A 20578-nucleotide genomic window follows, 5' to 3' on the forward strand; every position below is an offset into this window, starting at 1 on the left:
TTTCAATGACGCTATTTTTTCCTCCCTCTATCGCACGCCTGGTGCCGCTGGCTGCGGCTCTGGCCTTGGCTGGCTGCATGAGTATTCCGGCGGTTCCGGAGCATGCCGGTGTGCCTGTGCCTGCCGCTTTCAGTGAAGCCGCTGACACCGTGTCATGGACTACGGCAGCTCCTGCCGAGGCTCAGCCGCGCGGCGCGTGGTGGTTGGGCTTTCGCGACCCGGTGCTGAACGATCTGGTGCAGCGGGCCGGCGACGGCAACACCACCGTGCAAGAGGCTGCAGCACGGCTGGCAGAGGCTAGGGCACTGCTGCGATCGGCTGATGCCAACCGCGCTCCGCAGATAGGCGTGTCCACCGGTGTGGCGCGCCAGGTGGGAACCAACACCGCCAACGGCACCACGCCCGCCACGCTGGCTACAGCCGGCTTGAATGTGTCGTACGAGCTCGACCTGTTCGGCCGCCTGTCGCAAGCCAGTATGGCGGCCCAGCTCGATGCCCAGGCGCGCAAGGCCTTGTTGCAGAGCACACTGCTCATGACACAGGCCGACGTGGCGCAGACCTATTTGCAGCTACGCGCTGTGCAAGCCGAACGCGCCTTGGTAGATGAAGGTCTGCAGGCCTATCAAAGCACGCTGCGCCTGACCGAGCGCCGCTTTCAGGCGGGTGATGTGGCCGAGCTGGACGTGGCCCGCGTGCAGACCGAGGTGGCCTCTACCGAATCCGACGCCCTGGCGCTGCAGCGCCAGCAGGCCCTGCTGACCCACGCACTGGCCGTGCTGGTGGGCGAGGTGTCCACGGGCTTTACCGTAGCGCCCGCTGCGGGCGAGGCGACGCTGCCGGTGATTCCTGCGGGCGTGCCCGGCACCGTACTGGCGCGCCGGCCCGACGTATCAGCCGCGCAGGCGGCTGTAATGGCCGCGCAAGCACGTGTGGGCGTGGCGCAGGCGGCGTGGTTCCCGGCCGTCACGCTGACGGGCAACGGTGGCTACGCATCGCCCGAGCTGGGCGACCTGCTCAAGTGGTCGGCACGGTCTTGGGGCATAGGCGCTCTGCTGTCGCTGCCGATCTTCGACGGCGGTCGACGCGCAGCGCAAGAGGAGGGTGCCCGCGCGCGGATGGATGCTGCCATGGCGGCCCATCGTGGTCAGGTGCTCACGGCGTTTCGCGAAGTGGAGGATCAGTTGAGCGCATTGCGCCTGCTGGACGGCCAAGCCCAAGCCCAGGGCCGCGCCGTGCAGTCTGCCGTACGTGCAACGCAACTGTCGGACTCGCGCTACCGCAACGGCATGGTCAGTCAGCTGGAGCTGCTGGACGCCCGCCGCAGCGAGCTGCGCAACCGCCGCCAGGCGCTGCAGGTGCGCACGGCGCAATACACAGCCACCGTGGCGCTGATCCGCGCGCTGGGCGGCGGCTGGGAAACGATGCCATTGGCAGGGGCAACCCTGCCGCAGAAATTTGCCGCTGCACAGCACTGACCCCAAGGCGTTAGACCAAGGCCAGGCACACACAGCAAGTTGAAAAATATCAGCAAGCCAGTGCATGCCGGGCAGTTGGAGCCGGTGCCCGACTCGTTCACGACGCAGACGAAAAGACAGCAGATGCAAATTTTGATGATTTTTATTCTTCAAACCGCATCCAATGGCTGATTGCCTGCGTATTCACTGATAAGCGATGGCAAGGCATGACTTGCCATCAATACAAAAGAGCTGGCTACAAAGCAAGCTTGTCTTTCACAATGGGGCATGAGCGCACCCCAACTGGATCAAGAGCTGATGGAACTTCTGGACCGAATCGCCGCGCATGAGGAGCTTGCGCTCAAGTGCCTGTACGACTTGACCTCGTCCCGGCTGTATGGACTCGCGCTGCGCATTCTGGGACACAAGGATTGGGCCGAAGACGTGCTGCAGGAAAGCTATCTTCATGTCTGGCGGGGTGCCGGTGACTATCGGGCCTCGCTCAGCCCGCCTCTGGCGTGGTTGGGGCTGGTAGTGCGCAGCAGGTCGCTGGACTTTCTGCGCCGCCGCCGGGCTGAGCGCCTGCATCTGCATGAAGACTTTGACGAAATGCAGACATCGCTTGCAGATTTGGGAGAGCAGGGACCGCAGCAACTTGCAGAAGCCAGCGAGCAGGCCCTGGTGCTGCAGCAGTGCTTGCAGCGGCTGGAGCAGCGCCAGCGTGAGCTGGTCAGTCTTTCTTATTTGCGCGACTTGAGCCACAGCGAGCTGGCTGTGCAGCTGCAGCTGCCACTGGGAACGGTGAAGACCTGGATCCGGCGCGGGCTGGAACAGCTGCGCCAATGCATGGCGCGCTATGTGTAAATTGCCGAAGCAAGCATCATGAACCTCGGCCAACACCCTCAACTGCTGGATCGCCTTGCGGCCTCATACGCGCTTGGCACCTTGAGAGGCGGAGCACGACGCCGTTTTGAAACCCTGGCGCGTGAGAACCCCCGAGTGCGCGCGGCGGCCTTGCTGTGGCAAGGACGCTGGTCGGCATTGCCTGAATTGCAGACGCCGCATACCCCCGATGCTGCCGTCTGGATTCGCATCAACAATCTGCTGCAGACGGAAAAGAGCAGGGCGGCTGCACAACCGGCGCCTGAGAGCACGACGAAAGTGGAGCTCGCTTCCATCCGCTCTGCTCTTGCATGGTGGCGCGGCGCTGCAATTGTGGGAGCTTGTGCCAGCGCGACTGTGCTTGCCATTGGGCTATGGTCAAACCAGAACATCAAGCAAGAAGCCGGCGCTCAGTTGGCTCAGCTGCGCACCGAGGTGCAGACGGCCCAGGCCGCGCTTGCTTCCGCGCCGCAAATTCAGTATGTGGCCGTGCTGGCGGACGCAAAATCCGATGCGTCCATGCTGGTCACCTTTGACCCCGCACACAACAGCCTGGTACTGCAACGCGTGGGCAACTTCCAGGAAGGACAGGATAAATCGCTGCAGCTATGGGCCTTGCCGCCACAAGGCGGGCCGCGCTCTCTGGGCGTTCTAGGACAGGAAAAATTGCTCAAGCTGACTGCAGGAGCATCGCAGGTGGAGGCCGTACCGGCCTTGGCCATAAGCCTGGAGCCCAAAGGAGGGGTTCCCAGCGAGACAGGGCCTACCGGGCCGGTTCTTTTCAAAGGCGCTTTGATCCGGCGCGATCTTTAGGATTGCCGGCTTGCGTTTCCCTCACTCTGTGAGGTAGCGCGGCCTTTCATGTGCAAGAAATCTCAGGCCCGCAAAGCGCAAGCCTCACTGTTGGAGAACTGAGATCAGGCAAGCTTTGGCGAGTGCAAAAACACCGCTTGTAAAGACAACACCATACAATGCCTGTTTTTGTTGCAAACGCATATTGCATTGCAGCAAAACAATGCATTTCAACACTCTCGGAAACAACGGAGATTTCTTACATGTCTTTTAGCAGCTCTGACGACGACAGCCAAACACGCTTTGCCCTGGGTTTTCTGTTTGCCCTGATTGCCCTGGTCGTTTCCGCCGTGGTGGGAACCGTGGTCTACAAGCGCGGCATCGCCCATGCGCCTGCAACTTCCGGCGCCAGCGCCCAGATGCCTGCAGGCAATGCCACCAATGTTCCTGTCATCGTGCAGGCAGATGTTGCCAGCGTCATCGTTGAAAACGGCGTGGTGAAGTTTTACTTTGCATCTGGTAAAGCTGAAGTGGCCGAAGGTGGCAATGTGGCCCTGGCAGATATCGTCAAGGGCGTTCAAGCCGGCAAGCGTGCGATGGTCTCTGGTTTCCATGACGCCACGGGCGGCGCTGAAATCAACGCCGAACTGGCCAAACAACGCGCTCAAGCCGTGCAGATTGCACTGATTGCTCTGGGCGTGGCCGAAGACAAGGTGGAGCTGAAAAAGCCAGAAGAATTGCAAGCCAGCGGCAGCAATGCAGAAGCTCGCCGTGTCGAGGTGATTCTGGTCGACTGATCTACACGCTTTTTCCAACAAAAAACCCGAGGGCGCATTTGCTGCCATCGGGTTTTTTGTTGTGTCATTCAGCTGTCTGAATCAGCGCAGGCCCGTGCCTTGACCGTGATCATCGCGGCGTTCAATCAGCTCAATCTTGTAACCATCTGGATCCGTCACAAAAGCGATCACCGTGGAGCCTCCTTTGACTGGGCCTGCCTCGCGTGTCACATTGCCGCCTGCAGCCTTGATCTTGTCGCAAGCAGCATAAGCGTCGGGTACGCCCAGGGCGATATGCCCATAAGCCGTGCCCATGTCATAGCTTTCTGTGCCCCAGTTATAGGTCAGCTCGATTTCAGCCTGTGCCGGATTACCGCCATCAAATCCCAAGAAGGCCAGCGAGTATTGGTACTCTTGGTTTTCTGACGTGCGCAGCAACGTCATACCAAGTACCTGGGTGTAAAAATCAATAGAGCGCTGGAGATTGCCAACGCGCAGCATGGTGTGAAGAAATCTCATGCCTTGATTGTGCCAGCCTCCCCACATCGTTGCTGACGAGGCAGAAGTACATTGCCAGTCAACCGATCCTGAAAATCGGGGAATTGGCTGCGCTGCCGGGTTGCTCGGCCAGCTGCTTTTCAAGCTTTGCTCGATAAGTCGCAGATTCTCGCGCTTGTAGGCTGATGCTCGCGCTGCATGGGCGGCGGTGTGATTGAAGGCCACAGCATCGGCAGTCATGCGCCCCCAGGTGGACTCCTAACTTTGTACTTGCGAAGCGTTGCCGGTGAAATTCCCAAGTGTCTAGCCACTTGGTCAATGTTGCCGTGAACGTCGTTCAGGAGAGTGAGGAGATGGGGGAGGTTGGCTTGTGATGGTGCTCTGTACATCACATTGGTTCGACAAGCCTAGATTGCCAAAGTCGCGGCAGAGCCAGTGCGCATCAATCGTCGTAGCATGCAATTTAACATAATATACATCGTATCTACTAAAGAAGAAGTTCGGACAGAGGCGTCACGACCGTGATACCCGCGCCCAGCTTGCTCAGAACTTCCGTGCCATGTACCGAAGCCTCGGTATGGATCTGCATGGCTGCGCGCAGTTTCTTCATGTGTCGACCAGGACTGTACATAACTGGGAATCCGGCAAACACGACATCCCGTATTCAGCGTACAGACTGCTGCGCCTGCTCAACCGCATGGAGCTGCCTGGCCAGGCGTGGCAAGGCTGGTGCTTCTACGGTGGCAAGCTGATTTCGCCTGAAGGTCGCTCGTTTGAGGGTAAGGACAGCAGCTGGTGGGGCCTGCTCCTTATGAGAGCGCGTGTGAACGACCGTCTACGGCAACGCTTGGGGGTCGAAGGCGCAGCGCGCACGGCCATGGGGGCAGCGGGCGCTGACCGCGTGGCCGGGAGCGTAGAGCCTCGTCCCACGGACGTGTCCGTGGGACGGCGCGAAGCGCCGGCCCTAGATTTATCTCATAGACACTTTAGAACATACACGGAGCAAAGCATTGCTGGATACGGCTTGCAGCCCCGTTTGAGCTACCACTACCAACCCCTGTTCAACGCAAAAAAGGATAAGCAATGAACGTACTCGAGCCTGTTCGTACCCGCGAGGACTGCATCAACTGGATCACACTCCAAGAGATTGAAACTGAGGTGTTCGGTGCTTACGCAGGTGCCCGCATGCATGCTCTCAAGCATGACTTTGCGGCTGATGTGCAGTCTGACCACCCTGATGATCACTTGATTCCTGGCTCCATTCTTCACGCTGATGGGTCCGCTTACCATGATCGTGGAATGTTCCTGGAATACATGCTCTGTGGCATTGTGTGGCGTCTTCAGGCGTTGGCTGAGCGTAAGGGGGTTGATCTAGGCAACAGCGATATAGGTGAAGCACTCACAGGGCCTGCAGGAACGATCGCAGACAAGCTAGCAGACCCCTACTTCAACTACTTGGCAGGTGAGGTTCAAACCATCACCAAGGCCGAGATAGAGGCCATGCCTCCTGCACAGCGCAAAGCCATGAAGAAGGCCCTGAGCAAGACCCCTGTGCGATGAACTGCGCACCCCAAAAGAAAGCCCCAGCGAGTGCTACCAACACTCCTGAGGCCATGAAAGGACAAGAATGATGGAACGGATTGTGGGGCGTGATCGCCTTGTTAGCACCTCTGGCGGTGGATACGAACTTGTTCGTCGCCCTCTTGGCAATGGCCATGTCGAGTGCACTGTTCGGGAACTGGTGACTTGGCACCATGCAGGCGAGTTGACCGAAGAGGCCTATCAACAGTATCTAGAGGCACGTGAGGCCAACGCTGAAGAGCGGCATCAAGCCAACCTGGAACGTGCAGCCAAGCGGGCCAAAACCCGTGTACGGCACCTGTGCAAGGCTGCCGGTGTGGATACCCTGCTCACGCTCACCTACCAGCAAAACATGACCGACTGGAGCCTGCTTAAGCGTCATGTCAAAGAGTTCAACCGTCGTATGGCTCGCCTGATTCCTGGCTGGTTTTACGTCGCTGCGTATGAACGCCAAGCCCGTGGGGCTTGGCACGTACACATGGCCGTGCATCGGGTTCCGCGCATGCTCGAGCATTCCCGTGGCGTCAAGGTCAAAAGCTACAGCGTCATACGCTCCGTATGGCATGCCGTCGTTGGTGAACTGGGCGGCAATGTGGACTTGCAAGCTAGCAAGCGCATGCGTGCACCATCCCGCATCGCCGCGTACCTGTCGAAGTACATGACCAAGGCCTTTGCGGATGGAGACGCCTGGAGCAACCGGTTCTCCTCTAGCAAGGGCCTATCTGTGCCCAAGCCTCAGCGCATCCGCTTTGTAGGTTGGAACATGCCTGACGTGCTACAGGCCGTGTTCGATGACCTGGACTCCGTCGGTTACCAGTGCTCAGAGCAGCTGAGTGTCCGGCTAAGCCACTTCAAGGATGCCTGCTGGTTCATTCTTGATACCAACATCCCCATGCGGGAACCCTCTTGGGCTGAGGCCTCCAGCAGCGCTTATTGGGCCTGATGGGGGTATCGGGGGCGTAGCCCCTGATGTAGCGAAGCGAAACCTTACAGGCTTCAATTAATCACTGGTGATCGCCGCGAATACTTCCGTTAAATGACCGGAAAGATTGATCGCGTCCTGATAAACAGAAAACTCTGCAAATAAATCCTCAGCCGGGGATAAATAGGGTTCATTTACTCGCAGATGAAGATTATTATCTCGGGGAGTCCAGATAATGCCTTATACATCGCATCTACCAAATAAGAAGTTCGGACTGCTGCGTCATGACCGTGATACCCGCCTCCAGTTTGCTCAGAATTTCCGCGCCATGTACCGAAGCCTGGGCATGGATCTGCATGGCTGCGTGCAGTTTCTTAATGTGTCGATCTGGACTGTACATAACTGGGAATCCGGTAAGCACGACACCCCGTATGCAGCGTTTAGTTTCCCAGCGCGTTGATGTGGCACACCAACGCTCTGAACAACTAAACGCGCGACTGAATCGCTCTGAACTCACCTCTTATCGCAATGTGCGTACACGCGTCATGGAGCGGCGTGCGGTGGATAGCGTCGAACGGCGTGCACTGGCCGCAGTTGCATCGCCTGTTGGACTGCTTGCCACTAGCCGTTGCTGGGCATCCAAAAGGCTTTTCATGTCCGCTGCGCGCTCTTGGGCCAGCGCAGCAGCGTTTTGAGCGGCCTGCAGTTGTGCATATGCATTGAGCAGGTCTTGCTCGCCACGTTCCTGGCGGGTTTGCAGTTCCTGGTATCGACTTTCAGCTTTGCGCTCCTGCTCCTGAGCGGTTTTGCGCGCAGCCGCAACTTCCTGTCGCGCTCGATCTAGTTCGGCCAGCATATGCCGCTCGTTGCCGGCGTATTGCTCGGCCAGGCGTTGCCGCTCCACGCCCGCGGCCTGGATTTCTTCGCCGTGCTTTTGCTGTTGTGCTTCACGCTGTTTGGCGGTATCGGCCAAGGTATTACGCATTTCATCCAGACGCACGTCCCTGTCTTGCAGCTGCTGCTGGACCTCATCCAGCCGTCTGGCCAGATCCTGGGCCTGAGCTTGGGCTGCCTGCAAAGCCTGGTTGAGCGCTTCTTTTTGCGCCTGCATTGCCACTTCGCGCTGAGCCAGCTGATCCTTTTGCTGCTGATGTTCAGCCAGGGACCGAGCTAGCAGCTCTTCGCGCTCACCCAGTACAGCGCTGGCCGCTGCGACGGCTTCTTCCTTGGCCGCGTTCCACAGATCTTGCGCCAGACGCTGTACCGGGTCAGGAACCGCTTGGGTAGTTCCAGCATCTTGCTCTCCCGCCACACCCAGGCGCTGACCCAGCGTGGCAAACCAGGTTTCCAGCATGGGGCTGACGGTATTGGGCGAGCCACGCCCTATGTGCTGGCGGACGCGCTCAATGGTCGGGCGCAGGCCTTGAGCTATCAATGCATCGGCGGCCGCCCAGACATCGGCCTCTTGCACGCCTCGTGACGTTGTTTTTGGAGTGTTTGTATTCATATCTTGATTTAACTAACGATAAGCGATGGTTATCGTGATCTACTTAATATATACGTAATACATCATACATGCCATGTATTTAATATTACATATGAAATTTTCATACAGAGTTTTTTCTACAATACACCGGGTTTGGCACTGAAAGCGCGCCAACGGAGCCGTCAAATGGCCAAATTCAGTTTCAATCGACGAAAACAGACCAATGACTCACAACCCAGGCTTGCTGTGGGGTATGACCGCGCGGCCCATCGGGCGGTCGTTTGAACGCCATGCATCGTCTGGTGCTTGGCCCCGACTTCCCTCGACGAGTCGGCGTCAGCGCTGTCTGGCTGCGCAGACAATAAAGACATGTCTATAAATTCGCGCTACCAGGGCTCGCCCTCCTCTTTTCTGGCGACCTTCACGCCAGAGGATCAACGCCTGCCAAGTGCTGAAAACCAGGTGATGGCAGTCGGGCTGCAAGCCGCGACCCAGGAGGCCATTCGTGAGCTGATGCGCGAGGGCGAGTCCGGCAACACCCGTACCAGCTATCAAAGTGCCATGCGTTACTGGGCTGCATGGCATGTGTTGCGGCTGGGCCGTCCCATGCAGCTGCCGCTGGCAACGGCGGCCGTGTTGCAATTCATTGTTGACCATGCCCAGCGACAGACGCCCAACGGCCTGATGAGCGAAATGCCCGATGAAGTCGACGAGGCGCTGGTGCTCGCAGGCTACAAGGGCAAGAAAGGCCCGCCGTCACACAACACGCTGGTGCACAGAATTGCGGTGTTGTCGAAAGCGCATCAGGTACACGGGCTGGTCAACCCCTGCCAGGACGGCGCGGTGCGCGAGCTGATGTCGCGTACCCGCAAGGCCTATGCCCGCCGGGGCGAGCAACCGCAGAAAAAAGAGGCGCTGACCCGCGATGTACTGGAAGAACTGCTGACCACCTGTGACGACAGTCTGCGCGGCTTGCGCGATCGTGCCTTGCTGTTGTTTGCCTGGGCCAGTGGCGGGCGGCGCAGGTCCGAGGTGGCGGGGGCCGACATGCGCTATTTACGCTCCGTAGGGCCTGAGGACTTCATCTACACGCTGGTGCACAGCAAGACCAACCAAAGTGGTGCCGACGCACCCGAAAATCACAAACCTGTAACAGGCCGCGCCGCCCAAGCTTTGCGCGATTGGCTGCAGGCCGCGCAGATCAATGAAGGACCGATATTTCGCCGTATTCGCAAAGGCGGCCATGTGGCCGAACCGCTGACCCCAGCCGCAGTGCGTAATATCGTCAAGGAGCGCTGTGCGCTGGCGGGCGTGGAAGGCGATTTTTCGGCCCACTCGCTGCGCTCAGGCTTTGTGACGGAAGCGGGCCGGCAGAACGTGCCCCTGCCAGACACCATGGCCTTGACCGGTCACCACAGCGTGAACACGGTGATGGGCTATTACCGTGCAGATACGGCTTTGCAAAACCGGGCTGCGCGCCTGCTTGATGAGCCCAAAAAGAAAAGCTGAGCGCAAGCCGTAAAAATGCGGCTGAAATTTCGCAGGCATGCGCCGCTTGCCACAGCACATACCTGCCGTTTATCCGCTTTTGAGGCTTTAGCCCAGCGCCGCAATTACATCCGCCGGTGCCTGCACCAGTTCGATCAGCACGCCTTCGCCGGCAATGGGAAATTCGTCATTGCTCTTGGGGTGCAAAAACGTGATGTCATAGCCGGCCGCGCCTTTGCGGATGCCGCCCGGTGCAAAGCGCACGCCGTTGGCCGTCAGCCATTCCACGGCCTTGGGCAGGTCGTCGATCCACAGACCGATGTGGTTGAGCGGCGTGGCGTGCACGGCGGGCTTTTTCTCAATGTCCATGGGCTGCATGATGTCCACTTCCACCTTCATCGCGCCCTTGCCCATGGCCAGAATGTCTTCGTCCACATTCTCGCGCTCGCTCTGGAAGGTGCCGGTCTGCTCCAGACCCAGCATGTCCACCCACAGCTTTTTCATGCGGTTCTTGTCGGTGCCGCCGATGGCCACTTGCTGAATACCCAGAACCTTGAAAGGACGGTTGCTCATGAAATACTCCTTGATTGATAGCTGCCTGCGCAATCAGGTAAAGCGCTTCAGCCTGTTTTTGCATTGATATGTGATCACACCTCGCCCAGCAGCCAGCTGCTGGCCATGGCGAAGTACTCGCGCAGCCAGGCGTTGAAGCGGGTTGCCAGCGGCGTTGCCGCGGCCACGGGATAGATGGCGCTGAGGTTTTGCCGTTTGGCAATGCCCATGGCGCGCATCAGATGAAAGTCGCTGCTGACCATGACCGTGGCCGCATCGGGCCCCACTCCGCGCTCGGCCAGCAAGGGGCGACTGAGCTGCAAGTTCAGTTCGGTGCTGGTGCTTTCCTGCTCCAACACCAGCCGCTGTGGCGCAATACCATGGCGCTGCTGCAGATAACGGGCCATCACGGCGGCTTCGGATTCCTTCTCGCCCCAATCCACGCCGCCGCACACGGCAATCAAGGCCTGGGGCTGCAACCGGGCCAGCTCGGCCGCCGTATCCAGGCGGCTGGCCAGCACCGGCCGCGGATGACCGTTCAAAGTGCCGCTACCCAACACCACAATGGCTTGCACTGGCGGCACTTGGGCCGGCTCCAGACCCAGGCCTGACAAACGGCTCCAGAACAGTCCAAGACTGATCAGCCACAGCGCAAATGCCATCCAGCCTATGGCCCAAAGCCGTGCATGCAGTGACCTGGCCTTGCGCCAACGCTGAACCGGCTTCCATTTCCAGGCCAACAATACGGCCGCCAAGCCCAGCACCGCCGGCACCAGCGCACCCACATTGAAATGGCCCAACAGCATCAACACGAGGGCATCGACCAGCAGCACCACTCCCACCAGGCTTAGCAGGCTGCGCGGCAAGCAGCCGCTGCGGCTTGCCGATGATTCGTATGCATTCAAATTCATAGCTGATGGTGCTTGTTCATCCAGGGCTAGAGCCAGTTGGCATTGAAAAACCCGCAAGGCTTTGCGGCCAGGCGGGCTTGGGTGATATCAGGCAGTGCTTACGCAGCCGCCTGATTCCGGTACCTCACTCGAACTGGAGAATGATGTCGTCCACAGCCAAGGAATCGCCCTTGCTGGCCGAGACCTTGCTTACCACGCCGTCCTGTGCCGCGAAGAGGATGTTTTCCATCTTCATGGCTTCGATGACGGCCAGCTTTTCGCCAGCTTGCACCTTCTGACCGGGCTGCACGGCCACATCGACCAAGAGGCCGGGCATGGGCGAGAGCAGGAACTTGGACAGATCGGGCGGTGCCTTGTAAGGCATGAGCTGGTGCAGCTCGGCACCCTTGGGCGAGAGCACCAACACATCGGCTTGCGTGCCGTTGTGAATCACGCGCAGAGCCAGCGGATTCTTGGGCGTGCCGCGCTCGATCTGGCAGGTGAAAGGCTTGCCGTTGCAGCTGCCGCGCACGACCAGATCACGAATATCAGCATTGCTGCGGAACTCGTAGGTCTTGCCGTTGACGACGACCTTGCAGACACGGGACAGTGCGTCGAAATCGGTGACCTCACCGCTCACATACTGGTTGTTGCCTTCGGCGCCCAGCACCGCAGCCGTGTAGCGCTCGCCCACCTGCACGTTGTGGCCTTGCATCTGGCCGGTGATGGTCGATGCGCGCGCGCGGTAGCGGCGGTTGCGGAACAGTGCCAGGGCCACCAGAAAATCCGGATCGCTGTGAGGCACGTCCTCGGCATGGAAGCCGTGGCTGTAATGCTCGGCGATGAAGCCGGTATTGAACTCGCCCGTCACAAACTTGGGATGGGCCAGCAGCGCGGCCTGGAACGGGATATTGGAGCTGATACCGCGAATGGCAAAGCCGTTCAGAGCTTCACGCATCTTGGCAATGGCTTCGTTGCGATCCTTGCCGTGCACGATGAGCTTGGCAATCATCGAGTCATAGAACATGGGGATCTCGCCACCGTCATACACGCCGGTATCCACGCGCACGCCTTGCAGGTGCTCGGTATCGGCCTGCCACATGGTCTGCTCGGGAGGCGAGAAGCGCACCAGGCGGCCGGTCGATGGCAGGAAGTTGCGGAAAGGATCTTCGGCATTGATACGGCACTCGATGGCCCAGCCGTCGCGCTTGACATCGGCCTGAGCGAAGGACAGCTTCTCGCCAGCAGCCACGCGGATCATTTGCTCGACCAGATCCAGGCCGGTGATGCACTCGGTGACCGGGTGTTCCACCTGCAGACGGGTGTTCATTTCCAGGAAGTAGAAGTCCTGGTCCTTGCCGACCACGAATTCCACGGTGCCGGCGCTTTGGTACTTCACGGCCTTGGCCAGTTGCACGGCCTGCTCACCCATGGCTTTGCGGGTTTCCTCGCTGATGAAGGGCGAAGGCGCTTCCTCGATCACCTTCTGGTGGCGGCGCTGAATCGAGCATTCACGCTCATTCAGATACACCACATTGCCGTGGCTGTCGCCCAGAATCTGGATTTCGATATGGCGCGGTTCCTGCACAAACTTCTCGATGAAGATGCGGTCGTCGCCAAAGCTGTTGCGGGCTTCGTTCTGGCAGCTGGCAAAGCCTTCAAAGGCTTCCTTGTCGTTGAACGCAACGCGCAAGCCCTTGCCGCCGCCGCCGGCCGAAGCCTTGATCATCACGGGATAGCCAATGCCCTTGGCGATTTCCACGGCCTGCTCGGGGCCGGCTATGGCATCGTTGTAGCCAGGAATGGTGTTGACCTGGGCCTCGTTGGCCAGCTTCTTGGAAGCAATCTTGTCGCCCATGGCGGCAATCGAATGCGCCTTGGGACCGATAAAGGCAATGCCTTCGTCTTCGCAGCGCTTGGCAAAAGCCTCGTTTTCGCTCAGAAATCCATAGCCGGGGTGAATGGCTTGCGCGCCGGTCTGCTTGGCCGCTGCAATGATGCGGTCGGCCACCAGATAGGACTCACGGCTGGGTGCAGCACCGATGTGCACGGCCTCATCGGCCAGCTTCACATGGCGTGCATCTTTGTCCGCATCGGAATAGACCGCCACGGTCTGGATGCCCATTTTGCGGGCAGTAGCAATCACGCGGCAGGCAATTTCTCCGCGGTTGGCAATCAGGATTTTGGTAAACATGTTGTCTGCTTCCTTCGGTTTTTATCTCGAGAATTGAGCGAGCGGAGATCCGGGCGCTCGATCAACTGCACTTCAGATTTTTCTAATCGCACGCCAAGCCAACGGCTCAGGCCGTCCTTGTCGTGCGTGGATAAGGGTTGGGCCACATCCAGCACCACCACACTGGCCGGTTGAGAGCCATCGCCAGCGGAACGCTCGCCCTGCGCCAGGGTCAGCGCGCAGACCAGCGGTTGCTGGGCCTGCACTTCCTCAAGCAGTGCCCGGGCATCGACCGGCTTGACGGCCGGTGCTTCGGCCACAGCCTTGGCTTGAGCCACATCCTGCTGCAGGCTCTTGAGCTGTGCATCCATGGACTTGACCTGTTCCACCAGCGTGCGGTTCACACCGTCCTGCAGCTCCTGGCGCAGCTTTTCCACATTGAGCGAATCGTCTACGGCATCGCGCATCAGCACCGTCACATCGGCCTGACCATTGCTGAGCATGCGACGCTGCACCTGCTCGCGCAGCTGATCTTCGTCGGTGCTGCCCACCAGGGTCAGGCGCAGCGTGCGTGCTTCAGCGTCCACCTCATGCATAAGTACATGGCTTTTGGGCTCTGCCTCCAGCTCCCGCGCCACGCGAACTGCGGCACTGGTAAACACCTCTTGCTGCACCAGGCGATAAGCCATCCACACACTGGGCACCAGCACCGCCGTCAAGCCCAGCACGATGATGAGGCGGTGACGCTTGCGGGTCGCTTCGTCAAGCTCGCCCTGCCGTGGCAGGCGCAGCAGCTTGGCCACCCCCAAGGTGGAGGCACCAATGAACATGCCGTTGATGACGAACAGGTAAAAAGCACCACCGAACATGTCCCAGCGGCCATGCGCAATGCCAAAGCCTGCGGTGCACAGCGGGGGCATGAGGGCTGTGGCAATGGCCACGCCCGGCACGATGTTGGAGAAGCTGCGGCGCGTGACCGCCACCATGCCGGCCGCACCACCGAAAGCGGCGATGAGCACATCCCACAGCGTGGGAAAAGTGCGCGCCATCAGCTCGGACTGGGGCTGCTCCAAGGGGCTGAGCGTGAAGTACAGCACCGAGGTGAGCAGGCTCAGGACGACGAAGATGACCAGGTTCTTGCCCGCCATGCGGATCAGACCCAGGTCTTGTACCGCCGCACCGTAGCCCAGACCGACGATGGGCCCCATTAGCGGTGAAATCAGCATGGCGCCAATGATCACGGCCGTGGAGTTCGTATTGAGTCCCACCGACGCAATCAGGATGGCGAAAAACAGCACCCACAGGTTGGTACCGCCAAATTGCGCGCCCGAACGCACCGTCGCGTCAATGACGGACGGCTCCTGCTGATCCTGGCGCAGGTCAAACAGAAAAAGCAGGTTCTGGCGCACGATTACAGCGCTTTCACAACGGGATGTTGCCGTGCTTGCGCCACGGATTCTCAAGCTGCTTGTTCTTGAGCATCTCGAGGCTGCGGCAGATGCGCTTGCGCGTCTCGTGCGGCTGGATCACATCGTCGATAAAGCCGCGGGCGCCGGCCACAAAGGGGTTGGCAAAGCGGGCCTTGTATTCGGCTTCGCGGGCGGCCAGCTTCTCGGGGTCGTTCTTGTCCTCGCGGAAGATGATCTCCACCGCGCCCTTGGCGCCCATCACGGCAATTTCGGCATGGGGCCAGGCCAGGTTCACGTCGCCGCGCAAGTGCTTGGAAGCCATCACGTCGTACGCACCGCCGTAGGCCTTGCGGGTGATGACGGTGATTTTCGGCACCGTGGCTTCTGCATAGGCGTACAGCAGCTTGGCACCGTGCTTGATGATGCCGCCGTATTCCTGGCTGGTACCGGGCATGAAGCCGGGCACATCCACAAAGGTCACCACGGGGATGTTGAAGGCATCGCAAAAGCGCACGAAACGCGCGGCCTTGATGGAGGACTTGATATCCAGGCAGCCTGCCAGTACCAGGGGCTGGTTGGCCACCACGCCTACGGTCTGGCCGGCCATGCGGGCAAAACCGATGAGGATGTTCTTGGCGTACTCGGGCTGCAGTTCGAAGAAATCGCCATCGTCCACGGTCTTGAGGATCAGCTCCTTCATGTCGTAGGGCTTGTTGGCGTTCTCGGGCACCAGCGTATCCAGCGACAGATCGGCGCGGTTCACCGGGTCGGTGGTCTCGCGCACCGGGGCCTTTTCCTTGTTGTTCAGCGGCAGGTAGTTGTAGAGACGACGCAGCATCATCAGTGCTTCAACGTCATTCTCGAAGGCCATGTCGGCCACACCGCTCTTGGTGGTGTGGGTAATGGCGCCGCCCAGTTCTTCGGCCGTGACTTCTTCGTGGGTCACGGTCTTCACGACTTCGGGGCCGGTCACGAACATATAGCTCGAGTCCTTGACCATGAAGATGAAGTCGGTCATGGCGGGCGAGTACACGGCGCCGCCGGCGCTGGGGCCCATGATCATGGAGATCTGGGGCACAACGCCCGAGGCCAGCACGTTCTTCTGGAACACGTCGGCATAGCCGCCCAGGGAGGCCACGCCTTCCTGGATACGTGCGCCACCCGAATCGTTCAGACCGATGACGGGAGCGCCGACCTTCATGGCCTGGTCCATCACCTTGCAGATTTTTTCGGCATGGGTTTCGGACAGCGCGCCACCGAACACGGTGAAATCCTGGCTGAACACAAAGACCAGGCGGCCATTGATCATGCCGTAGCCGGTGACCACGCCGTCACCGGGGATCTTGGTGTTTTCCATGCCGAAGTCCGTGCAGCGGTGCTCCACGAACATGTCCCACTCTTCGAAGGTGCCGTCGTCCAGCAGCAACTCGATGCGTTCACGCGCCGTGAGCTTGCCCTTTTTGTGCTGCGCATCGATGCGCTTTTGTCCCCCACCCAGCCGGGCGAGTTCTCGCTTGGCTTCCAGCTGCTTCAGGATATCGTCTTGCATGCTTGTCCTCTAACGTGATTTGGTTGTTTGTCTCGCAATGTTTGCTAGTGCGATGCTATGGTTAAGTGAGCTGCTTACGCTTACTTCATTTGAGCTAGAAGCAGATTTCTTGCCGCTGTACTGGCGGCGATGCGACCCGCAGCCACATCGGCTTGCAATGCGGGCAGCATAGCCTTGACCTCGGTGTGCTGGCGAAACGCCTGCTTGAGGCCGAAGTCGATACGCTCCCACATCCAGGCCAGCGACTGCTTTTCGCGGCGCAAGGCCAGGCGGCCATTGCTGGTCTGCATGTCCTTGAAGCTGGCAACCGCCGCCCAGAAAGCATCCACCCCCTGGCCCAGCAAGGCACTGATCTGCAGCACGCGCGGCTGCCACAGGGCGCCGTGGGTTGCATGGTCAGGATTGCCATGCATGCCCAGCAAGCGCAGGCTGGAGGTGATTTGCGCCTGGGCGCGGGTGGCGGCATGGGGATCGATATCGGCCTTGTTGATGACCACCAGATCGGCCAGTTCCATCACGCCTTTTTTGATGGCCTGCAGATCGTCGCCCGCATTGGGCAGCTGCAGCACGCAGAACATGTCCGTCATGCCGTGCACGGCGATCTCGCTCTGGCCCACTCCCACGGTCTCGACGATGACCACGTCATAGCCGGCCGCTTCGCAGACCAGCATGGCTTCGCGGGTCTTCTCAGCTACGCCGCCCAGCGTGCCGCTGCTGGGGCTGGGGCGGATATAGGCCTGCAGATTCATGGACAGATGCTCCATGCGGGTCTTGTCGCCCAGGATGGAGCCGCCGGAGACGGTGGACGAGGGATCGATCGCCAGCACTGCCACCTGCAGACCCTGAGCAATCAAGTACAGGCCCAGCGCCTCGATGAAGGTGGATTTACCCACGCCCGGTACGCCACTGATGCCTAGCCTGAAAGACTTGCCCGTATGCGGCAGCAGGGCCGTGAGCAAGCCGTCGGCCTGCTCGCGGTGGTCGGCACGCGAAGATTCCAGCAAGGTAATGGCCTTGGCCATGGCCCGGCGGCGCACGGCGGGTTCGCCGTGCAGGATGCCGTTTTGCATTTGCTCAGGAGTCACTTGGATCGCCTTTGCTCTGTATGCGACCGGGGCCGATCAAAGACCGTTGGCCTTCTTGATCTGCTCGAGCACGTCCTTGGCGCTGGCAGGAATCGGGGTGCCGGGGCCGTAGACGCCCTTGACGCCGGCGTTGTACAGAAAATCATAGTCCTGGGCAGGAATCACGCCGCCCACGAAGACGATGATGTCGTCCGCGCCTTGTTTTTGAAGCTCGGCAATGATGGCGGGCACCAGAGTCTTGTGACCGGCGGCCAGGGTGGAGACACCCACGGCGTGCACATCGTTTTCAATCGCCTGGCGGGCGCATTCCTCGGGTGTCTGGAACAGCGGGCCCATGTCCACGTCAAAGCCCAGATCGGCAAAGGCGGTAGCCACCACCTTGGCGCCACGGTCGTGACCGTCCTGACCCAACTTGGCAATCATCACGCGAGGGCGGCGACCCAGGGCGTCGGAGGCGGTGTTGATTTCTTCCTTGAGCTTGTCCCAGCCTTCGGCGGAGTCATAAGCGGCAGCGTACACACCGGTCACCTTTTGCGTATCGGCGCGGTGGCGGCCGTAAACCTTTTCCAGCGCGTCGGAGACTTCACCCACGGTGGCGCGCAGGCGCACGGCCTTGATGGCCAGATCCAGCAGATTGCCCTGGCCAGAATCTGCTGCGGAAGTGAGAGCAGCCAGCGCTTGTTCCACCTGGGCTGCATCGCGTTTTTCCTTGATATCCTTCAGGCGGTTGATCTGGCCGTCGCGCACCTTGACGTTGTCGATTTCCAGAATGTCGACCGGGTCTTCCTTGGCCAGCTTGTACTTGTTGACGCCGACGATGACTTCCTTGCCGGAGTCGATGCGGGCCTGCTTTTCGGCGGCGGCGGCTTCGATCTTGAGCTTGGCCCAGCCCGAATCCACGGCAGCGGTCATCCCGCCCATGGCATCCACTTCCTCGATGATGGCCCAGGCCTTGTCAGCCATTTCCTGGGTCAGCTTTTCCATCATGTAGGAACCGGCCCAGGGGTCGATCACATTGGTGATATGGGTTTCTTCCTGAATGATCAGCTGGGTATTGCGGGCAATACGGGCGGAGAACTCGGTAGGCAGGGCAATGGCTTCATCCAGCGCATTGGTGTGCAGCGACTGGGTGCCTCCAAAGACGGCTGCCATGGCCTCGATGGTGGTGCGCACCACGTTGTTGTAGGGGTCTTGCTCGGTCAGCGACCAGCCGGAAGTCTGGCAGTGGGTGCGCAGCATCAGGCTCTTGGGGTTCTTGGCACCGGTCTTTTGCATGATGCGGCACCACAGCAGGCGGGCAGCGCGCATCTTGGCCACTTCCAGATAGAAGTTCATGCCAATCGCCCAGAAGAAGGACAGACGGCCCGCAAAAGCGTCAACGTCCATGCCTTTTTCCACGGCCGTCTTCACGTATTCCTTGCCGTCGGCCAGGGTGAAGGCCAGCTCCAGCGCCTGGTTGGCACCGGCTTCCTGCATGTGATAGCCAGAGATCGAGATCGAGTTGAACTTGGGCATGTTCGCGCTCGTGTACTCGATGATGTCGCCGATGATCTTCATCGACGGCTTGGGCGGATAGATATAGGTGTTGCGCACCATGAACTCTTTCAGAATGTCGTTCTGAATCGTTCCGGAGAGCTGGTCCTGCGACACGCCTTGTTCTTCGGCCGCCACCACATAGCCGGCCAGCACGGGCAGCACGGCGCCGTTCATGGTCATGGAGACCGAGACCTTGTCCAGCGGGATCTGGTCGAAGAGCACCTTCATGTCTTCCACCGAATCGATGGCCACGCCGGCCTTGCCCACATCGCCCGTCACGCGGGGATGGTCGGAGTCATAGCCACGGTGCGTGGCCAGATCGAAGGCCACGGAAACGCCTTGACCACCGGCAGCCAGGGCCTTGCGATAGAAGGCATTGGATTCCTCGGCGGTGGAAAAACCCGCGTACTGGCGAATCGTCCATGGACGGCCTGCGTACATGGTGGCCTGAGGACCGCGAATATAGGGAGCAAAACCCGGCAGCGTGTCGGTGTAGTCCAGATCGGCAGTGTCTTGCGCCGTGTACAGAGGCTTGACGGTGATGCCGTCCGGCGTGACCCAGTTCAGATTGTTGATGTCTCCACCGGGGGCCGCCTTGTTGGCCGCCTTGTTCCAGGCTTGCAGATCAGCAGCGGGAAATTCGGTCTGGCCCTGGGCTGTCGGGTTCTCTTGGCTCATGGTGTCTCTCTTGTCCTGTGCGCGAAACGCGACGAAGTTTTGAGTGGAATTGCGGTGAAGTACCTAGATGTCGCAAGTGTACATTATTCATAATTATGAATTCAAAATACTCAGCATCTACAATCGGGTGACATGACAAGAAAAACTTTGACCCCCAGCGCACTGTACGAACAAGTGGCGGAGCAGTTGCGCCAGCGCATCTTTCAGCATGAGCTGGCGCCGGGCGCCTGGATTGACGAACTCAAGCTTGCCGAGGAATACGGCATCAGCCGCACGCCTTTGCGCGAGGCGCTGAAAGTGCTGGCAGCCGAAGGGCTAGTCACCATGAAGGTGCGCCGTGGCGCCTATGTGACCGAAGTCTCGCCCAAAGATATTGCCGACGTCTACCACCTACTGAGCTTGCTGGAAGCAGATGCTGCCAAGGTTGTGGCCGATACAGCCAGCGACGAGCAACTGGCCGCCTTGCGTGAAACCCACCAGCAGTTGGTGGACAACACCGATGATGCGGATCGCTTCTTCGAGCTCAACGAGAGCTTTCACATGCAAATCCTGGACTACGCAGACAATCGCTGGCGCGATCAGCTGGTGGCCGATCTGCGCAAGGTCATGAAGCTCAACCGCCACAAGTCACTTTTCAAGCAAGGCCGCATCAAGGATTCGCTGGCTGAGCACGAAGCCATCATGTCTGCTTTGCTGCAGCGCAATGGAGACATGGCGGCCACGGCGGTACGCGAGCATTTCAACAATGGGCTGGTAGCCGCCACCTAACCGCAGCAACGCGGCTTTTCCGCGCGGCATCACTTCGCCTGCGCTTCAGGCGAAAAAAT

General features: G+C 59.8%; 20 protein-coding genes. 9 read left to right on the forward strand and 11 right to left on the reverse strand.

Translation table 11 applies throughout. The annotated features are described in order from the left end of the window. Window positions 1-5 precede the first annotated feature (5 nt). The 4 genes from ACNAZA_RS13525 (at window position 6) to ACNAZA_RS13540 (ending at window position 3925) form a co-directional block, all read left to right on the forward strand. Window positions 6-1475, forward strand: coding sequence for an efflux transporter outer membrane subunit (locus tag ACNAZA_RS13525; protein ID WP_415797077.1), 1470 nt, complete (start codon window positions 6-8; stop codon window positions 1473-1475). A 267-nt stretch (window positions 1476-1742) separates the two neighbouring features. Further along, entirely contained in the window at window positions 1743-2318 is a 576-nt protein-coding gene (locus tag ACNAZA_RS13530; RefSeq protein WP_415797078.1) for an RNA polymerase sigma factor, read from the forward strand. Between the two features lie 18 nt (window positions 2319-2336). Further along, window positions 2337-3149 (forward strand): anti-sigma factor, encoded by an 813-nt coding sequence (locus ACNAZA_RS13535; protein WP_415797079.1) that lies wholly within the window; start codon window positions 2337-2339, stop codon window positions 3147-3149. Between the two features lie 242 nt (window positions 3150-3391). Next, window positions 3392-3925, forward strand: coding sequence for an OmpA family protein (locus ACNAZA_RS13540; protein WP_415797080.1), 534 nt, complete (start codon window positions 3392-3394; stop codon window positions 3923-3925). An 81-nt stretch (window positions 3926-4006) separates the two neighbouring features. Here ACNAZA_RS13540 and gloA read toward each other — a convergent pair whose 3' ends face one another. The 3 genes from gloA to ACNAZA_RS13555 all read right to left on the reverse strand — a co-directional run bounded on the left by gloA (window position 4007) and on the right by ACNAZA_RS13555 (window position 5012). Next, the gene (gloA, locus tag ACNAZA_RS13545) at window positions 4007-4423 is read right to left on the reverse strand and encodes a lactoylglutathione lyase (protein WP_415797105.1); all 417 of its coding nucleotides are present in this window, start codon (window positions 4421-4423) and stop codon (window positions 4007-4009) included. 215 nt (window positions 4424-4638) lie between these two features. Continuing rightward, on the reverse strand, window positions 4639-4791 hold the full coding sequence (locus ACNAZA_RS13550; RefSeq protein WP_415797081.1) for a helix-turn-helix domain-containing protein: 153 nt from the start codon (window positions 4789-4791) through the stop codon (window positions 4639-4641). Window positions 4792-4889: 98 nt separating this feature from the next. Further along, window positions 4890-5012, reverse strand: a complete 123-nt coding sequence (locus tag ACNAZA_RS13555) for a hypothetical protein (protein WP_415797107.1) — start codon at window positions 5010-5012, stop codon at window positions 4890-4892. Between ACNAZA_RS13555 and ACNAZA_RS13560 the strand changes: the two genes are divergently transcribed. The 3 genes from ACNAZA_RS13560 to ACNAZA_RS13570 all read left to right on the forward strand — a co-directional run bounded on the left by ACNAZA_RS13560 (window position 4980) and on the right by ACNAZA_RS13570 (window position 6926). Next, on the forward strand, window positions 4980-5489 hold the full coding sequence (locus ACNAZA_RS13560; RefSeq protein WP_415797082.1) for a VC1465 family Xer recombination activation factor: 510 nt from the start codon (window positions 4980-4982) through the stop codon (window positions 5487-5489). The two genes, ACNAZA_RS13555 and ACNAZA_RS13560, sit on opposite strands and share 33 nt — an antisense overlap. Next, complete coding sequence (locus ACNAZA_RS13565) at window positions 5486-5962, forward strand: hypothetical protein (protein WP_415797083.1); 477 nt, start codon at window positions 5486-5488, stop codon at window positions 5960-5962. Before ACNAZA_RS13560 ends, ACNAZA_RS13565 begins: the two co-directional genes overlap by 4 nt. A 67-nt stretch (window positions 5963-6029) precedes the next feature. Next, a complete protein-coding gene (locus tag ACNAZA_RS13570; RefSeq protein ID WP_415797084.1) occupies window positions 6030-6926 on the forward strand; it encodes a rolling circle replication-associated protein in 897 nt (298 codons plus the stop codon). A 499-nt stretch (window positions 6927-7425) separates the two neighbouring features. Here the strand turns inward: ACNAZA_RS13570 and ACNAZA_RS13575 are convergent, their stop codons facing one another. Further along, window positions 7426-8412, reverse strand: coding sequence for a DNA-binding protein (locus ACNAZA_RS13575; protein WP_415797085.1), 987 nt, complete (start codon window positions 8410-8412; stop codon window positions 7426-7428). 444 nt (window positions 8413-8856) lie between these two features. Between ACNAZA_RS13575 and ACNAZA_RS13580 the strand changes: the two genes are divergently transcribed. Beyond that, complete coding sequence (locus ACNAZA_RS13580; RefSeq protein WP_415797106.1) at window positions 8857-9900, forward strand: site-specific integrase; 1044 nt, start codon at window positions 8857-8859, stop codon at window positions 9898-9900. 87 nt (window positions 9901-9987) lie between these two features. Here ACNAZA_RS13580 and ACNAZA_RS13585 read toward each other — a convergent pair whose 3' ends face one another. The 7 genes from ACNAZA_RS13585 to scpA all read right to left on the reverse strand — a co-directional run bounded on the left by ACNAZA_RS13585 (window position 9988) and on the right by scpA (window position 19751). Then, window positions 9988-10452 carry a VOC family protein gene (locus tag ACNAZA_RS13585; RefSeq protein ID WP_120967933.1) on the reverse strand — a complete coding sequence of 155 codons (465 nt, stop codon included), beginning with the start codon at window positions 10450-10452 and terminating at the stop codon, window positions 9988-9990. Between the two features lie 74 nt (window positions 10453-10526). Further along, window positions 10527-11342, reverse strand: coding sequence for a YdcF family protein (locus ACNAZA_RS13590; RefSeq protein ID WP_415797086.1), 816 nt, complete (start codon window positions 11340-11342; stop codon window positions 10527-10529). A gap of 124 nt (window positions 11343-11466) precedes the next feature. Next, entirely contained in the window at window positions 11467-13515 is a 2049-nt protein-coding gene (gene accC / locus ACNAZA_RS13595; protein WP_415797087.1) for an acetyl-CoA carboxylase biotin carboxylase subunit, read from the reverse strand. Next, window positions 13497-14903 (reverse strand): DUF389 domain-containing protein, encoded by a 1407-nt coding sequence (locus ACNAZA_RS13600; RefSeq protein WP_415797088.1) that lies wholly within the window; start codon window positions 14901-14903, stop codon window positions 13497-13499. The genes accC and ACNAZA_RS13600 overlap by 19 nt, the downstream gene beginning before the upstream one ends. 13 nt (window positions 14904-14916) lie before the next feature. Beyond that, window positions 14917-16452 (reverse strand): acyl-CoA carboxylase subunit beta, encoded by a 1536-nt coding sequence (locus ACNAZA_RS13605; protein WP_415797089.1) that lies wholly within the window; start codon window positions 16450-16452, stop codon window positions 14917-14919. Window positions 16453-16532: 80 nt separating this feature from the next. Beyond that, window positions 16533-17537, reverse strand: coding sequence for a methylmalonyl Co-A mutase-associated GTPase MeaB (gene meaB, locus ACNAZA_RS13610; protein ID WP_205589382.1), 1005 nt, complete (start codon window positions 17535-17537; stop codon window positions 16533-16535). Window positions 17538-17573: 36 nt separating this feature from the next. After that, window positions 17574-19751 carry a methylmalonyl-CoA mutase gene (gene scpA, locus ACNAZA_RS13615; RefSeq protein WP_415797090.1) on the reverse strand — a complete coding sequence of 726 codons (2178 nt, stop codon included), beginning with the start codon at window positions 19749-19751 and terminating at the stop codon, window positions 17574-17576. 132 nt (window positions 19752-19883) lie between these two features. On the opposite strand from scpA, the gene ACNAZA_RS13620 reads away from it, so the two are divergent. Beyond that, window positions 19884-20519, forward strand: a complete 636-nt coding sequence (locus ACNAZA_RS13620) for a GntR family transcriptional regulator (protein ID WP_415797091.1) — start codon at window positions 19884-19886, stop codon at window positions 20517-20519. Window positions 20520-20578 lie beyond the last annotated feature (59 nt).

This window comes from Comamonas aquatilis, assembly GCF_965139575.1.
Taxonomy (GTDB): Bacteria; Pseudomonadota; Gammaproteobacteria; order Burkholderiales; family Burkholderiaceae_C; genus Comamonas; species Comamonas aquatilis.

Excerpts from the sequence above, each read along its gene's own strand:
- ACNAZA_RS13525 (WP_415797077.1), top strand. The coding sequence starts at position 6 with ATGACGCTATTTTTTCCTCCCTCTATCGCACGCCTGGTGCCGCTGGCT.
- ACNAZA_RS13530 (WP_415797078.1), top strand. The coding sequence starts at position 1,743 with ATGAGCGCACCCCAACTGGATCAAGAGCTGATGGAACTTCTGGACCGA.
- ACNAZA_RS13535 (WP_415797079.1), top strand. The coding sequence starts at position 2,337 with ATGAACCTCGGCCAACACCCTCAACTGCTGGATCGCCTTGCGGCCTCA.
- ACNAZA_RS13540 (WP_415797080.1), top strand. The coding sequence starts at position 3,392 with ATGTCTTTTAGCAGCTCTGACGACGACAGCCAAACACGCTTTGCCCTG.
- gloA (WP_415797105.1), bottom strand. The coding sequence starts at position 4,423 with ATGAGATTTCTTCACACCATGCTGCGCGTTGGCAATCTCCAGCGCTCT.
- ACNAZA_RS13550 (WP_415797081.1), bottom strand. The coding sequence starts at position 4,791 with ATGTACAGAGCACCATCACAAGCCAACCTCCCCCATCTCCTCACTCTC.
- ACNAZA_RS13560 (WP_415797082.1), top strand. The coding sequence starts at position 4,980 with ATGGATCTGCATGGCTGCGCGCAGTTTCTTCATGTGTCGACCAGGACT.
- ACNAZA_RS13555 (WP_415797107.1), bottom strand. The coding sequence starts at position 5,012 with ATGAAGAAACTGCGCGCAGCCATGCAGATCCATACCGAGGCTTCGGTA.
- ACNAZA_RS13565 (WP_415797083.1), top strand. The coding sequence starts at position 5,486 with ATGAACGTACTCGAGCCTGTTCGTACCCGCGAGGACTGCATCAACTGG.
- ACNAZA_RS13570 (WP_415797084.1), top strand. The coding sequence starts at position 6,030 with ATGATGGAACGGATTGTGGGGCGTGATCGCCTTGTTAGCACCTCTGGC.
- ACNAZA_RS13575 (WP_415797085.1), bottom strand. The coding sequence starts at position 8,412 with ATGAATACAAACACTCCAAAAACAACGTCACGAGGCGTGCAAGAGGCC.
- ACNAZA_RS13580 (WP_415797106.1), top strand. The coding sequence starts at position 8,857 with ATGGCAGTCGGGCTGCAAGCCGCGACCCAGGAGGCCATTCGTGAGCTG.
- ACNAZA_RS13585 (WP_120967933.1), bottom strand. The coding sequence starts at position 10,452 with ATGAGCAACCGTCCTTTCAAGGTTCTGGGTATTCAGCAAGTGGCCATC.
- ACNAZA_RS13590 (WP_415797086.1), bottom strand. The coding sequence starts at position 11,342 with ATGAATTTGAATGCATACGAATCATCGGCAAGCCGCAGCGGCTGCTTG.
- accC (WP_415797087.1), bottom strand. The coding sequence starts at position 13,515 with ATGTTTACCAAAATCCTGATTGCCAACCGCGGAGAAATTGCCTGCCGC.
- ACNAZA_RS13605 (WP_415797089.1), bottom strand. The coding sequence starts at position 16,452 with ATGCAAGACGATATCCTGAAGCAGCTGGAAGCCAAGCGAGAACTCGCC.
- scpA (WP_415797090.1), bottom strand. The coding sequence starts at position 19,751 with ATGAGCCAAGAGAACCCGACAGCCCAGGGCCAGACCGAATTTCCCGCT.
- ACNAZA_RS13620 (WP_415797091.1), top strand. The coding sequence starts at position 19,884 with ATGACAAGAAAAACTTTGACCCCCAGCGCACTGTACGAACAAGTGGCG.